12 protein-coding genes and 1 pseudogene are annotated in these 15,872 nt (G+C 40.0%); 1 reads left to right on the plus strand and 12 read right to left on the minus strand.

Features of this window, described 5'->3' with window-relative positions; all coding sequences use genetic code 11:
- Positions 1-166: pseudogene (locus tag HMPREF2795_RS10905) on the minus strand (sigma-70 family RNA polymerase sigma factor); the annotation flags it as partial.
- Positions 167-336: 170 nt separating this feature from the next.
- Positions 337-2,562 carry a penicillin-binding protein PBP2A gene (gene pbp2a, locus HMPREF2795_RS05220; protein WP_075228405.1) on the minus strand — a complete coding sequence of 742 codons (2,226 nt, stop codon included), beginning with the start codon at positions 2,560-2,562 and terminating at the stop codon, positions 337-339.
- Between the two features lie 88 nt (positions 2,563-2,650).
- On the opposite strand from pbp2a, the gene HMPREF2795_RS05225 reads away from it, so the two are divergent.
- Positions 2,651-3,526 carry an RluA family pseudouridine synthase gene (locus tag HMPREF2795_RS05225; protein ID WP_148131281.1) on the plus strand — a complete coding sequence of 292 codons (876 nt, stop codon included), beginning with the start codon at positions 2,651-2,653 and terminating at the stop codon, positions 3,524-3,526.
- 74 nt (positions 3,527-3,600) lie between these two features.
- On the opposite strand, the gene gap is transcribed toward HMPREF2795_RS05225, so the two are convergent.
- The 10 genes from gap to HMPREF2795_RS05275 all read right to left on the minus strand — a co-directional run bounded on the left by gap (position 3,601) and on the right by HMPREF2795_RS05275 (position 15,870).
- Positions 3,601-4,611: a type I glyceraldehyde-3-phosphate dehydrogenase gene (gene gap, locus HMPREF2795_RS05230; RefSeq protein WP_045762475.1), complete on the minus strand. Its 1,011-nt coding sequence runs from the start codon at positions 4,609-4,611 to the stop codon at positions 3,601-3,603.
- Between the two features lie 266 nt (positions 4,612-4,877).
- Positions 4,878-7,529: a bifunctional acetaldehyde-CoA/alcohol dehydrogenase gene (gene adhE, locus HMPREF2795_RS05235; protein WP_075228406.1), complete on the minus strand. Its 2,652-nt coding sequence runs from the start codon at positions 7,527-7,529 to the stop codon at positions 4,878-4,880.
- A 300-nt stretch (positions 7,530-7,829) separates the two neighbouring features.
- Positions 7,830-8,243 (minus strand): MORN repeat-containing protein, encoded by a 414-nt coding sequence (locus HMPREF2795_RS05240; RefSeq protein ID WP_049504892.1) that lies wholly within the window; start codon positions 8,241-8,243, stop codon positions 7,830-7,832.
- The gene (locus HMPREF2795_RS05245) at positions 8,218-8,673 is read right to left on the minus strand and encodes a low molecular weight protein-tyrosine-phosphatase (RefSeq protein WP_075228440.1); all 456 of its coding nucleotides are present in this window, start codon (positions 8,671-8,673) and stop codon (positions 8,218-8,220) included. Before HMPREF2795_RS05245 ends, HMPREF2795_RS05240 begins: the two co-directional genes overlap by 26 nt.
- Before the next feature lie 48 nt (positions 8,674-8,721).
- Positions 8,722-9,042: a preprotein translocase subunit YajC gene (gene yajC, locus HMPREF2795_RS05250; protein ID WP_000509386.1), complete on the minus strand. Its 321-nt coding sequence runs from the start codon at positions 9,040-9,042 to the stop codon at positions 8,722-8,724.
- Positions 9,043-9,158: 116 nt separating this feature from the next.
- Positions 9,159-11,135: a transketolase gene (tkt, locus tag HMPREF2795_RS05255; protein WP_075228407.1), complete on the minus strand. Its 1,977-nt coding sequence runs from the start codon at positions 11,133-11,135 to the stop codon at positions 9,159-9,161.
- A 114-nt stretch (positions 11,136-11,249) separates the two neighbouring features.
- Complete coding sequence (ulaG, locus tag HMPREF2795_RS05260) at positions 11,250-12,341, minus strand: L-ascorbate 6-phosphate lactonase (RefSeq protein WP_006153413.1); 1,092 nt, start codon at positions 12,339-12,341, stop codon at positions 11,250-11,252.
- Positions 12,342-12,457: 116 nt separating this feature from the next.
- Positions 12,458-14,131 (minus strand): BglG family transcription antiterminator, encoded by a 1,674-nt coding sequence (locus HMPREF2795_RS05265; RefSeq protein ID WP_075228408.1) that lies wholly within the window; start codon positions 14,129-14,131, stop codon positions 12,458-12,460.
- 166 nt (positions 14,132-14,297) lie between these two features.
- Positions 14,298-15,005 (minus strand): L-ribulose-5-phosphate 4-epimerase, encoded by a 708-nt coding sequence (locus HMPREF2795_RS05270; protein WP_075228409.1) that lies wholly within the window; start codon positions 15,003-15,005, stop codon positions 14,298-14,300.
- A gap of 1 nt (position 15,006) precedes the next feature.
- On the minus strand, positions 15,007-15,870 hold the full coding sequence (locus HMPREF2795_RS05275) for an L-ribulose-5-phosphate 3-epimerase (RefSeq protein ID WP_075228410.1): 864 nt from the start codon (positions 15,868-15,870) through the stop codon (positions 15,007-15,009).
- Positions 15,871-15,872: the final 2 nt, after the last annotated feature.

The following is a 15,872-nucleotide window of genomic DNA, read 5'->3' on the forward strand; positions in this document are numbered from 1 at the left end:
AGAGTTTCTTTTCTTCTTCCACTAGTTCTGGATGGACCTCAAGCAGTTCATGGAGACAGATCATTCCTTCTTGGTCCCAATCCTCTTTCTCCCACAGGTGGAGATAATAATCTTTTCTACATTTATGAACAATTCCTTTTACCTTCTCATAGTACTTCTCAAGCATTTGCTTTCCCCCTTTCTCTGCTTGTAGTATAGCAGAGAAAGGGGGAAAGAGGGGCTTTGGTTTCTGTCTTGTGTTTTTTCAAGTCCAAAGTGTATCAGGAAGTATGAATACTGACATGTGAGAGTAAAAAGGCAAAGATTTGAATCCTTGTCTTTTAGCTTATAAATGTATTAGCGAAAGAGATCTACAATGGTATCCCATACAGTCTGAGCCTTTTCTTTAATTTTAGCATCTGAAATAGCTTTTCCTGCTTCATCGACCAGATTTTGTGCTCGTCCACGAATATCTGCTAATATATCATCCGACTGCGTACTAGTATCACTTGTAGTTTGTTTAGGTGTATTTTCTGGTGCAATACCATTCATTTTATAAGCATTTTCAACTGTAAAGGTGCTACCTGACGTATATGGTAGGATTGTTTCCGCCATACTTCTAAAAATGTGAGCAGCACCATTCGAAGTCGAACCTGCTAGATAATGATTTTCATCGGTAGTAGGGAAACCAAGCCAATGGCTAATCACTAAATCAGGGGTATAGCCAATCACCCATTGATCACTGGTATATTCTGGGTTAAAGGCTGCCTCTGTTGTTCCTGTTTTTCCAGCCATGACATAATCATCTGGAGACGAACTGACCCCTGTACCATTTGTAAAAGTACCTAACATCATACTGGTCATTTTATCAGCTACCGATTTGTCAACCACTCGTTTTTGAGTATTTTTATGACTAGCAATCACTTGACCACTAGCATTTTCAATACGGGTGATAAAGTGAGCATCCGGCATGAGTCCTTCATTTGCAAACACTGCGTAGGCTTGGGCCATCTGAAGAGGGTTAGTTTCTACGCCACCACCTAAAGCTACTCCAAGCACACGATCTACATCGCTCATGTTGAGACCAAACTTTTCACCCGCTTCAAAGGCTTTATCAATTCCAAGTTCTTTAACAGTAGCTACTGCAGGTAAATTTAGAGATTTAGCCAAAGCTTGATACATGGGTACTTCTCGTGATGTCTTGATTCCTGCGTAGTTGTCTACTTTATAATCACCATATTGCATGGTATGATTATCCAACTCCTTATTAAGAGACCAACCCGCTTCAACCGCTGGCGTGTACACTATCAAGGGTTTAATAGTCGACCCTGGACTTCTTTTTGATTGGGTTGCATAGTTAAAATTCCTGAAACCTGTCTTATCATCCCCTGCCACTCGACCAACAACTCCTCGAACTCCACCCGTTTTTGGCTCCAAAGCGACACTACCAGACTCTGCATGTGTCCCATCTTCAGCTGTCGGAAAGAGCGAAGTATTTTGATAGATAACCTGCATATTTGCTTGGTAATTTTGATCTAGCTCCGTATAAATTCGATAACCGTTATTAACGATTTCTTCCTCTGTTAGATTATACTTTTCAATAGCTTCATTAACAACTGCATCAAAATAAGAAGGATAACGGTAGTCTGATATTTTCCCTTCATAACTATCTTTCAATTGAGAAGCCATATCAACACTTGCTGCTTCTGCTTCCTTATTTTTATCAAGGTAGCCGGCAGCCACCATATTTTGTAAGACAGTATCTCTTCGATTAGTTGAATGCTCAATGAAATTCAGAGGATTGTACAATTCTGGGCCTTTAAGCATGCCTGCTAAAGTGGCAGCTTCATCAAGAGTTAATTCCGATGCCGAAACTCCAAAGTACTTTTTACTAGCATCCTCAACACCCCAAACTCCATTACCGAAGTAGGCATTGTTCAAATACATGGTTAGAATTTCTTTTTTACTGTATTTTTTGGTTAATTCTAAAGCAAGAAAGAATTCTTTAGCCTTTCTCTGAACAGTTTGGTCTTGTGAAAGATAAGCATTTTTCGCTAACTGTTGAGTAATTGTAGAACCACCACCCGAGCGACCAGCTGTTAGGATAGCCAGGAAAAAGCGACCATAGTTAATTCCACTATTTTTATAGAAGCTTCTATCTTCTGTCGCAATAACAGCATTCTGCAAATCTTCACTAATTTCCGAAAGTTCAACATAGGTCCCTTTTTGGCCTGACAAGGCACCAGCCTCATTCTCTTCTCTGTCAAAAATTACCGTTCGTGTTTTCAAAGCATTCTGCAAGTCTGTAACATTTGTCGATTTAGCCAAGGCAAATAGATAGACCCCAACAAACAAGCTTGCACTTAGTCCAAGAATTAGAAAGATTTTGGTCAAATGATAGCGACGCCAAAATTTTCGAATGGGTCCGACTTGCCCAACTTTCTTTCGCCCACCTCTTGACCGTCTTAAATTAGTCGTGGTATTTTCTTCATTATTAACTTCATCGATTTCTATTTCTTCCATTTCAGCTTCTTCTTTTTTAAATAAAGAAAGAAATTTTTCAAATAATGTATCTAATTTCATGCGTTTATTTTATCATCTTCCCCATAGGATGACAAGAATTTAGCTAGTTTCTCTATCCAAATAATCTTTTTTTTGTTACAATATCTGTATGAAATTTACCTTTGTTATTCCTGACTCTCTTCCTGAAATGACTGTCAAAGTCTTCTTGGAAGAACAACTACTCATTCCGAGAAAAATACGGCATTTCTTGAGAATTAAAAAGCACATTCTCATCAATCAAGAAGAAGTCCACTGGCATCAAACTGTCAAATCCGGAGATGAATGTCAACTGATCTTCGACGAGGAGGATTATCCTACAAAAGAAATTGTTTGGGGGAATTCTAATCTTGTCCAAGAAGTCTACCAAGATCAACATTTGATTATCGTTAACAAACCTGAAGGTATGAAAACTCACGGGAATCAACCAGATGAGATTGCTCTTCTCAACCATGTCACCGCCTATGTAGGCCAGACTTGCTATGTCGTTCATAGACTAGACAAAGAAACAAGTGGACTCGTACTATTTGCTAAAAATCCATTTATATTGCCCATCCTCAATCGATTATTGGAGAAAAAAGAAATCTCCCGCGAATACTGGGCTCTGGTTGAGGGAAAAATAGGAACTAAAGAGCTTGTTTTTCGAGACAAAATCGGTCGCGATCGTCACGATCGTAGAAAAAGAGTTGTGGATCAAAAAAATGGTCAATACGCCGAAACCCAAGTAACTCGATTGAAACAATTTCAAAACAAAACTAGCCTCATTCGTTGTCGATTAAAAACAGGACGTACTCATCAGATTCGAGTTCATCTATCTCACCACGGTCATCCAATCCTTGGAGACCCTCTCTACAATCCACATTCAAAAACTAAAAGACTAATGCTTCATGCATTTAAACTTTCCTTTGTCCATCCTCTGACCTTAAACAAATTAAGCTTTACTGCGCTATCAGACACATTTGAAAGAGAATTAAACCAAAATGGATGACACTATCATCCATTTTTTCTTATAGATACCAAAAAAAGCAAGACCAGTTGGCCTTGCTTTTATCGACTCAAGAATTATTTAGCGATTTTAGCGAAGTATTCAAGAGTACGTACAAGTTGTGCAGTGTATGACATTTCGTTGTCGTACCATGAAACAACTTTAACCAATTGTTTACCGTCAACATCAAGAACTTTAGTTTGAGTTGCGTCAAACAATGAACCGTAAGACATACCTACAACATCTGAAGATACGATTGGATCTTCTGTGTAACCGTATGATTCATTGGCTACTGCTTTCATAGCTGCATTCACTTCATCAACAGTTACATTCTTTTCAAGAACAACTACCAATTCAGTTACTGAACCAGTTGGTGTAGGAACGCGTTGTGCAGCTCCGTCAAGTTTACCGTTCAATTCTGGGATTACAAGACCAATAGCTTTAGCAGCACCAGTTGAGTTAGGTACGATGTTAGCAGCACCAGCGCGAGCACGACGGAGGTCACCTTTACGGTGTGGTCCGTCAAGAATCATTTGGTCACCAGTGTAAGCGTGGATAGTAGTCATCAATCCTTCAACAACACCGAAGTTATCTTGAAGAGCTTTAGCCATTGGAGCCAAGCAGTTTGTAGTACATGAAGCACCTGAGATAACTGTTTCAGTACCGTCAAGAACGTCGTGGTTAGTGTTAAATACAACTGTTTTAACATCTGATCCACCAGGAGCAGTGATAACAACTTTTTTAGCTCCACCTGGGTGCAAGTGTTTTTCAGCAGCTGCTTTAGTAGCAAAGAAACCAGTTGCTTCAAGAACGATTTCTACACCGTCGTTAGCCCAGTCAATTTGTTCTGGATCACGTTCAGCAGAAACTTTAACGAATTTACCGTTAACTTCAAATCCACCTTCTTTAACTTCCACAGTTCCGTCGAAACGACCTTGAGTTGTGTCGTATTTCAACAAGTGTGCAAGCATAACTGGATCTGTAAGGTCGTTGATGCGAGTAACTTCAACACCTTCTACGTTTTGGATACGGCGGAAAGCAAGACGACCGATACGTCCGAAACCGTTAATACCAACTTTAACTACCATTAGTGATTTCCTCCTTATGAAAATCATGAAAATTTTATTGTGAAAAGAGTAACTTGAATCACTACAAATCACCTTTCAACATACCTATTATATAACTATTTGAGTTTAATTGCAAGCGCTGGCCTTGTTTTTCTGATAAGCTTTGGCAATATTTTCATTTCTTTACTTAGCCTTGCAGCCTACTCCAATTCTATGCATTTCTTAATAAAAACATATTCTCTAAGCATAAAAAACCGAGGTTTACCCTCGGTTTGGCTGATAATCAATTATTTACGGCGTCCTGGTCTTTCTTTGTAACCATAGTAAGCATCTTCGATGATTTCTTGCATATGGTCAACCATTGGAAGACGTGGGTTTGCAGGTGAACATTGGTCTTCATAAGCAAGGAAGGCCAACTCACGTGAATGTTCTTTCCATTCTTTTTCGTCAACACCTTGTGCTTTGAAGTTCATTTGGATACCTACGCGCTCACCGAGTTCGTAAACAGCTTTTGCAAAAGATTCAACCCCTTCTTCTGGTGTAGAAGCTGGAAGTCCAAGCATACGAGCGATATCTTGATATTTCTCGTCTGCACGGTAGTAGTTGTACTTAGGCCATGTAGCTGTCTTAGCTGGGCGAGTACCGTTGTAACGGATAACGTATGGAAGCAAGATTGCATTTGTACGACCATGGATTGTGTGGAATTGCGCACCAATCTTATGGGCCATTGAGTGAGAAATACCTAGGAAGGCATTGGCAAAGGCCATACCAGCGATTGTTGAAGCGTTATGCATTTTCTCACGTGAGTGGAAGTCTGCATTCTTAACTGAGCTTTCAAGGTTTTCGAATACAAGTTTGATGGCTTGAAGAGCAAGTCCGTCAGTATAGTCGCTAGCCATTTGCGATACGTATGCTTCAGTTGCGTGAGTCAATACGTCCATACCAGTATCAGCAGCAACAAATCCAGGCACTGTCAATACCAAGGCAGGGTCTACGATTGCCACAGTTGGTGTCAATGAGTAGTCAGCGATTGGGTATTTACGGTTGTTTGCTTTATCAGAGATAACGGCAAATGGAGTTACTTCAGATCCTGTCCCAGATGTAGTTGGGATAGCGATGAATTTAGTCTTCTTACCAAGCAATGGGAATTTGAAAGCACGTTTACGGATATCCATGAATTTTTGGACAAGGTCACGGAAGTCCACTTCTGGTTGCTCATAGAAGAGCCACATTACTTTAGCAGCATCCATTGGTGAACCACCACCAAGAGCGATGATTGTATCTGGTTTGAAAGCACGCATGATCTCAGTACCACGTTCAACTGTAGTGATATCTGGATCTGGTTCTACATCTGCAAAGATTTGGTAAACAACCTTATTGCGACGAAGGTCAAGTTGTTCGATGATACGATCAAGGAAGCCAAGCTCTACCATAGCGTGGTCAGTAACGATCATGACACGCTCAACATCACGACATTTTTGAAGGTATTGAATTGAATCACGTTCAAAGTATGTTTTTGAAGGAAGTTTCATCCATTGCATGTTATTTCTCCGTCTTCCGACTTTTTTGATATTCAAGAGGTTAATGGCGCTAACGTTATCCCCAACTGAGTTACGTCCGTAAGAACCACATCCGAGTGTCAATGATGGCAAGAAGGCATTATAAACATCCCCGATACCACCGAAAGTAGAAGGTGAGTTACAGATAACACGAATAGCTTTAACAGCTTTACCAAATTCTTTAGTCAATTCTTCATCAGCTGTATGGATGGCTGCTGAGTGTCCAAGACCGTTAAATTCAACCATTTGACGAGCTTTAGCAATACCATCTTCACGGCTTTCAGATTTCAAAACTGCGATAACTGGCGACAATTTTTCACGAGTCAATGGCTCGTTTTCACCAACTTCTTTACATTCTGCGGCAAGAATGTTTGTTCCTTCAGGAACAGTAAATCCTGCTTGTTCTGCAATCCAAGTTGCTGGTTTCCCAACGATGTCAGCGTTCAATTTTGCACCAGCACAGTTTTTGCTGTTTGCTTTCACGCCGAAGCAGAACTCTTCAAGAAGAGCTTTTTCTTTTTTGTTTACAAAGTAAGTGTGATAAGATTTGAACTCTGCTACAAATTCATCGTAAATTTCTTTATCAATGATAACAGCTTGTTCAGATGCACAGACCATACCATTGTCAAATGATTTAGACATTACGATATCGTGAGCAGCTTGGCGGATGTTAGCTGATTTTTCAACATAAGCTGGAACGTTTCCGGCACCTACCCCAAGAGCTGGTTTACCACATGAGTATGCAGCTTTAACCATGGCATTACCACCTGTTGCAAGGATTGTTGCAATACCTTCGTGGTTCATCAATGCACTAGTTGCTTCCATAGATGGTTCAGTAATCCACTGTACACAGTTTTCAGGAGCACCTGCTTTAATCGCTGCATCACGAACGATTTGAGCTGCGTGAGCTGATGATTCTTGAGCTGATGGGTGGAATGCAAAGACAATAGGATTACGAGTCTTCAATGAAATCAACGCTTTAAAGATTGCTGTTGAAGTTGGGTTAGTTGTTGGAGTGATACCACAAACAACACCAACTGGTTCAGCGATAAGAGTCAATCCTGTTACATCATCTTCTTCGATAACACCAACTGTTTTAGTGTGGCGCATGTTATTTACCACGTGCTCACAAGCAAATAGGTTTTTAGTTGCTTTATCTTCAAATACTCCACGTCCTGTTTCTTCAAAGGCATGTAAAGCCAATTCTCCGTGAGCATCAAGTGCAGCAACTGAAGCTTTTGCTACGATATAATCGACTTGATCTTGATCAAGTTTACGCATTTCTTCAAGGGCAACTAAAGCTTTTTGCACCAAACCATCGACATGCTTTTCGGCAGCGAGTTTCTTTTCTTCTGGTGTTACAGTTTTTTTATCAGCCATATTTTCCTCCATAGCTTTCAAGGATCACAAGTCCTTTGTTAATTTTTTCACAAGTTTATTATAACTCTTTTTTAAACGTTTGTAAACAGTTTCATAGACATTTCACAAACTTTTTTTATTTGTTTGTGAAAACAATTTCAAATATACCCACACATGCACTTTTTCACTTAAAGTTTGTGAATTATTCCATAAAAGTTTTATTTTTCACAAACTTAGTTGCAAAACAGTCTTGTAAGCCGTTTTTATTTCCATGTAAGCGCTTTCTGATATTCTGGAAGAATACCTCCTTCTAGGAGGAGGTTATTGTGCTTGTTGAAATAAACCTTGTTTGAAGTCCCCTTCATAGACTACTTCTTGTTCGGTAGTCAGTTTTCCTTTTCCTTCAGCTTGGCCATTTACAAAGTCTCCCTCATATACCCAACCTGCTTTAGCTTGGTAGGTACCTTTACCATTGAAGGCGCCATTGCTAAATTCTCCAGTATAGGTATCACCGTTCGAGAAGGTAACAGTGCCCTGACCATTCATCTTACCACGAACTAGGCTCCCGTCATAAATAATAGCATCGTTATCAAGCTTAAGAACGCCCTGTTTTGGAAGATTGGTCAGAAATACAAGACCTGCACAGACAACAATGACGATAACTGTCGCAATTTCTAAACGGGGACGTGTTAAATAGACACTATATTTTTCATAGAGTTTTTTTAAATTTTCCATGTTCACTCTCATTTTCTAAGCGACTTAACCAAGCCTGGCAACCAGCTAAAACTCGGTCATAAGTTTCTTCAAAATCACCTGTATACCAGGGATCTGGAACGCTTTCAGATGCAAAAGGCTGTATCTTGTATTGTTGATCCTGTGGACACATCTGATGCAAATCAGCGAGATTAGACTCATCCATCCCAATGATATAGTCAAAATACTCAAAATCTTTTTTAGAAATTTGTTGGGAAGTTTTTGAAGTATCATAAGGAACGCCATGACTTCGAAAGATTCCTTGCGTTCCTTTGTGGATTGGATTACCGTGTTCCCAGGAAGAAGTCGCTCGACTTTGAATCTCATATTTATCGGTCAGGGATTTCATCACAAATTCCGCCATAGGGCTACGGCAAATATTACCAAGACAGACAAAGACAACTTTTTTCATCATTGTTCCTCTCATTTATAGAAAAACGGGAATGCATTCCACCCCGTTTTATTCTTCAATAGCACTGCCTTCTTCGATAACTGCACCTTCAGGTGTGACAGCTTCTTTGACTGGCAAAACTGTTCTAATTGCACCTAATTCGAAAGTCAAGTATACTCCGTCTACATCAAGTACAATCGTTTTGTTTTCAGTATCAACTTCGTCGACTGTACCGTAGAGACCACCGATAGTGATTACTTCGTAGCCTTTTTGAAGTTTGTTGAGGCTCTCCATACGTTTTTCAGCTTGTTTTTTTTGAGAACGTTGCATGAAGAACATCAAGCCGAACATCAAAACAAGCATAATCAAGAATGTTAAATTCCCACCCATTATTTTTTCTCCTTTGTAATTCAGATAAAACTACTATATCAAATTTCACTTGTTTTTACAAGATTGCACCTTGATTTTAGGTCAATAAAAAACCAGAGCAAATGCCCTGATTTTTCTTATTTCAAGTTGTTTACAAGTTCTACTAAGTTTTCAACTGTAAATCCATATTCTGCTAAAACTTTTGGTGCTGGGGCAGACGCTCCAAAGGTATCAATACCGAGAACCGCTCCATCAAGACCAACGTATTTGTACCAGTTTTGAGTTGCTCCCATTTCAACTGCTACACGGCGACGAACTGCATTTGGTAAAATCTCTTCTTTATATGCTGCATCTTGTGCATCAAATACATCTGTAGATGGCATGCTGACTACGCGAACTTTTCCACCTTGACTTGCCAATTCTTTAGCAGCTGCAACAGCCAGATTAACCTCTGAACCAGTCGCAATCAAAATTGTATCAAAGTCTGCTGCATTTTCATATACAACATAAGCACCTTTCGCAACCTTGTCAAAGTCTGTTCCTTCTTCAACAGTCAAGTTTTGACGAGTCAAGACAAGAACAGTTGGTGTTTTCTCGCTCTTCACTGCTTGATACCAAGCTGCTTGAGTTTCACGCGCATCTGCTGGGCGGAAAACATTAAGGTTTGGAATCGCACGAAGACCTGCCAGGTGCTCAATCGGTTCATGAGTTGGTCCATCTTCACCAACTGCGATTGAATCGTGAGTGAAGACATAAGTCACTGGAAGACCTTGTAAGGCTGACAAACGAACTGCTGCTTTAAGATAGTCTGAGAATACGAAGAAAGTTCCACCATAAACTCGAAGTCCACCGTGAAGAGCCATTCCGTTCAAGACAGTACCCATTGCAAATTCACGAACACCAAACTGAATGTTACGATTTAAGCGATTTGCATCATCTTGAAGTCCGTCAGTTTTGATGTAAGTCATGTTTGAATGAGCGAGGTCTGCTGATCCACCAAGGAAGGTTGGCAATTTAGCAGCTACTACATTCAAAGCATCCTGACTTGAGTTACGAGTTGCTTGAGAGAAGCCATTTTCTAAAGCTGGGAAGTCTTCTGGAGTCAATTCAACTGGATCGCGCCCTTCGATAATTGCTTCCACTTCTGCAGCCAGTTCTGGGTGAGCTTCTTTATAATCTGCGACTAGTTTTGTCCAGGCTTCATAAGCTGATACACCACGGTCTGCAACATTTTCTTTGAAATCAGCATAAACTTCTGCTGGGATTTCAAACGGTTCGTAGTTCCAACCAAGGGCTTGACGAGTTGCTGCAGTTTCGTCTGCACCAAGAGGAGCACCGTGTACCGCATTAGTCCCTTGTTTGTTTGGAGAACCATATCCAATAACAGTTTTCACTTCGATCAAAGATGGTTTGCCTGAAGCCTTAGCTTCTTCAATAGCAGCATGAATAGCTTCTAAATCTGTTCCATCTTCTACCAAGGCTGTATGCCAACCGTAGGCATTGTAACGATCGCGAACACTTTCTGTGAATGAATCTTTTGTCTCACCATCCAAGTTGATATCATTTGAATCATAAAGAACAACCAACTTGTCAAGCTTTTGCAAGCCTGCATAAGAAGCAGCTTCGCTTGAGACACCTTCCATCAAGTCACCATCTCCACAGATAACGTAAGTGTAGTGATCAAAGATGTTATAACCTTCACGGTTGTACTTAGCTGCAAGGAAACGTTCTGCTTGTGCAAAACCTGTCGCAGTCGCAATCCCTTGTCCTAGAGGACCTGTTGTTGCATCAACCCCTGCAGTATGCCCAAATTCTGGGTGACCTGGAGTTTTAGAGCCCCACTGACGGAAGTTCTTTACTTCATCCATGCTCACATCTTCAAAACCAGAAAGGTGGAGAAGGGCGTAGAGGAGCATTGACCCGTGACCAGCTGAAAGAATAAAACGGTCGCGGTTAATCCAGTTTGGTTGAGCTGGATTGATACGAAGTTCTTTAGTGAATAGGCTGTAGGCCATCGGTGCAGCTCCCATAACCACCCCTGGGTGACCTGAGTTCGCTTTATTGATAGCGTCAATACCTAGAAAACGAATCGCATTAACAGATAGATTTGACATAGAATTTCCTTTCTCTTTGAGGTGATAGGTCTATCACATATTCTATTTGTACTATTATATGAAAATTATCCGTATCGTGCAACATACGGATAACCTCCAGAAAAAATTTTTATATTAAAGCAAGGCTTTGAATTGGATATTTGAGTCTTGTTCGAAGCAGTCGTCAAAACCACGTGGGTGATGGTATTCTATTAAGTGTTGGTCTTGAGGATAAGTGTATTTACCACCAACTTCCCAGATAAATGGATGGAAATCGTATTGCAAGCGATCTTTTCTCATTTTCCAAAGTTCTAGGATTTCATTCGTAGAAGCCATGAAGTTAGACCAGATATCATAGTGAACTGGGATAATGACTTTTGCACGAAGATTTTCTGCCATGCGAAGAAGGTCGATAGAAGTCATTTTATCTTGGATACCTACTGGGTTTTCACCATAGTTATTCAAAGCAACATCAATTTTGAAGTCTTTACCATGTTTCGCAAAGTAGTTTGAGAAGTGAGAATCCGCACCATGATAGATGGTTCCACCTGGTGTTTCAAAGACATAGTTAACAGCCTTTTGAGCCATTTCTTCATCTGTAACAGCCAACCCAGCAAGTTCACCACCTGTTTCGTCAGCTCCATTTACCGGTAGAGTTACCAAGCAAGTACGGTCAAATGATTCTACTGCATGAATCTTCATGTCTTTTAGTTCGATAGTATCACCTGGCTTCACAACGATGATTCGTTCTTTTGGAACACCCCAGCCTTCCCAGATTCGACCACAATGGTAAGGACCGATAAACTTAACATGCTCTAACTTAGGATTGTTGAGAATCGCTGCAGCTGTGTATGGGTCGATATGGTCACTGTGGAAGTGTGAAACCAAGTAGTAATCTAGTTCGTTAATTGCAAATGGATCGATAACCATTGGCTGAACACGTAAGTTTGGTTGCAATTTACGAACACCTGCCATATTTGCCATTTGGTGCCCACGAACCATATCTTTCACTTTTTTGGTTGATTTTCCACGGTTTGACCAAAGGTCCATGACAACGTTAGCACCACCTGGTGTCTTAATCCAAGTACCACAGTTGCCTAGCCACCACATGGCAAAGTTGCCTTCAGGAACGACTTCTTCTTCGATTTCTTCGTTCAACCATGTTCCCCACTCTGGGAAAGTAGCTAAAATCCATGATTCTCTTGTAATTTCTTTTACGTTTGGCATTTGAAATCCTCCATATTTTGTTCAAGTATTTATTTCATACTTAGTATAACACCGACCGATATATTAAAAAAGACCAAGAAAAACACAGGCTTGTGTTCATCATTGGACTGTGATGTTTATGATTCATCTAAAAAAGCTTGGATGACTAATTCTTGGTTGATTAAAAGTTGAATTTCTTCTTGTAATTTTGCCGCTGCATGTTTATCAGATATATAGGTGCCGATAATGGTTGATAGATTTTCCTTGAAGGTTCGACCGTCTTTTCTGAGGACCTTATTCTTCATAAAGTCTGTTATGCGTAAAATATCTTCTGCCTCAAGTATAGGATTTACCTTTAAAACCGGGAAATGACTCTCAAGTTCATCGTTGGTTGTGATTAGTAAATCAACCTGAGTAATATCCTCTACGCTTTTGAACTGCTCAGTTGTAAAGACTGCCCCTATCTGTTCATTTGGAAGATAGAATCGACATTGTTTAAGTAAGAGTTTAGAAACGCCCACTCCCTCATCACATACAATATAAATCTTCTTGGTATTGTTTTGAATCGATGGAGTATACTTTAAAAAACCTCCAACATGAATGGTCAAATAGGCAATCTCATCATCCGTCAATCGAATCTGCCAAGCCTCTTCTAACACTTCTGCACATTTTTTTGTAATTACGAAAAGTTCACTATACTTAGAACGAATCTGACGCGTTAAGGGATTTTTTGAGAAAATACCATAGTTCTTTCTGAATAATAGCGCCTTACAATGAATCACAAGATTCCTCAACAAGTCTTCTTTCTGTTCAATTTCCATTCTGGTTTGGGATTCAAAATACCAAATAAACTCTTCTAAAGCCATCCTCAGATGTTGAAAATCTTTACTTTCTGCATGGATGTCTCGATCTTTTCGATAGGATAACAAAAGAATGGCCAACAGAGATCTATCTAATTCTGAAAACGAGATTCCAAATGTTTCAAACAAGCGTTCTCCTAGTTTCTTGGATACCTGGTATTCTATTCTCTTTCGAATCAATGAAAACTCTTGCTCAATTTCTTGGTGTTTGTCCTGATTACGAGTAACGGTATCACATCCAAGTAGAAGATAGGGGAGGACCTGTAACATAAAAGTGACTTCGTGATGGTTTATTTTTTTCCCCAAATCCTGCTCAACCAATGGAACCTGTTTTTTGAGAAATTGATTGACCTCATCGGAAAGAAGCATCTCACCGTCTAATCGTTCCTTGATTTTTTCCTCTAAAATAGCAACAAAGGCTGGATTTTCCTCCATAAAGATATGATAGAGAAGGGATTGAAGATACTGGATTTTATTAAGAGGATGTGCATTTAGATAGTAACCTCGAGATTTACTAACTTGAAGCGTTACTTGATACTGCTCTAGTGTCAGCTGGTAACGAATAGTATTTAAATCATTTAGGACCGTATTTCGAGAGACTTCTGTTAATTCCATGAGTTTTTCAAGCGTGATTCTCTCTTTAGAAATACCAATCAGAAGGAGCATCAGCTGCATCCGCTCGTTTGCACTCATGATGTAATCATAAGAATCAACCTCGTCTAATAATTGACGACATGCTTCTCTTTGTTCATCGGTCAAGTAAATACCAATCCGAGGCAGACTGATGATATGCAAATTCTCATCGTCCAAAGCATCATTGATTTTATCAATGTGATAGTAGATTTTTCTTCGAGATTGAGCTAGATCTTTTGAAATCGTCATAATCGTTTTGGACGTTTCTTGATCCATCAAATATTGAAGCAAGTCACAGCTCGCCTTATCTAATACCATAATTCATACTCCTCTATTTGTCAATCGCTTCCAAAACAACTTTATAATGGTATCACATTCGTACAGACTTTGCAATTATATGCTGTAAACTCTTAACAGTGGATACTTACAACTACAAAAGCGAGGCTTGGATCGAAAGGTCCTAGCCTCTTTTCAATTCAATTTCTTATTTCTTTTGACCGTAATAAGCATTTGGTCCATGTTTACGTTGGTAGTGTTTTTCTAGGATGTACTGAGGAGCAGGTTCAACCCTTGGATTGATTTGCTCTGTGAAGCGATTCATCTTAGATACTTCCTCTAGTACAACAGAGTGATAGACAGCATTCTCTGGATTTTTGCCCCAGGTGAATGGACCGTGATTACGTACGATAATCCCTGGTACTTCAACAGGGTTGAGACCACGACGTTCAAACTCTTCTACGATAACCAGGCCAGTATCTTTTTCATAGGCAACTTCTACTTCATCCTTAGTCAAACTACGAGCGCAAGGGATTGAACCGTAGAAATAATCCGCATGGGTTGTTCCATAGAAAGGAATATCACGACCTGCCTGAGCCCAACCAACGGCTTCAGTCGAATGGGTATGGACCACACTAGCAATCTCTGGCCAAGCCTTATATAACTGCACATGAGTTGGAAGATCAGAAGATGGTCTTAAATCTCCTTCTAGAACCTTGCCATCCAGGTCAGTTACCACCATATTTTCAGGTGTCAATTCGTCATAATCTACACCTGATGGTTTGATAACAATGACACCGAGTTCGCGATTGACTTCCGATACATTGCCCCAGGTAAATTTAACAAGTCCATGTTTTGGCAATGATTGATTGGCATCACAGACTCGTTTACGCATATCATTGATTACTTGATTCATCTTACATCAGACCTGCTTTCTTAATAAGTGGGTAGAGAAAGGCTTGGGCCTCTTGAATGGCTGCGCGTGTTTCTTCTACAGTTTCACAATTTTCAGACCACATTTCGATTAGGAAAGGTCCATTATAATTGGTTTGCTTTAAAATATCGAAAGCTTCTTCCCATTTGACACAACCTTGCCCAAAAGGTACATCTCGAAATTGGCCCTTTGAACTTTCTGTCACTGCATAAGTATCCTTGAGATGGAGAGCTGCAATAGCATGGTGGCCGAGATAAAATTCACTGTAGACATCATTATGCCAGGCAGACACATTCCCAATATCTGGATAGACAAAGAGGTAGGGAGAGTCAATTTCTTTCTCTATAGCCAAGTATTTTTCGATGCTATTGATGAAAGGATCATCCATAATTTCGATGGCAAGTACCACCTGAGCTTCTTCTGCCCAGTCACAAGCTTTTCTCAAATTTTTAATAAAACGTTGGCGTGTCTGGGGTGACTTTTCCTCATAGTAAACGTCGTAACCAGCTAATTGAATCGTACGAACTCCCAAATCTTGAGCTAATTCGATACATTTTTTCATGAGTTCCAGAGATTTTTCCTCTAGAACTGGATTATTTGATCCCAATGGGTAACGACGATGGCCTGAAAAACAGATAGAGGGAATACGAACACCAGTTTCATAGATCGCTTTGACAACTTCCAAGCGTTCTTCCTTGCTCCAGTCAAGTCTTGCTAAGCGCTCATCACGTTCGTCAATAGACATCTCGACAAAATCAAAGCCTAACTCCTTGGCAAAATTTAAACGTTCTAGCCAGGTAAAGTGAGTCGGGGTTGCCTTTTCATAAATTCCAATTGGACGTGCCATGG

The sequence above is a fragment of the Streptococcus sp. HMSC056C01 genome (assembly GCF_001811305.1).
Lineage (GTDB): Bacteria > Bacillota > Bacilli > Lactobacillales > Streptococcaceae > Streptococcus.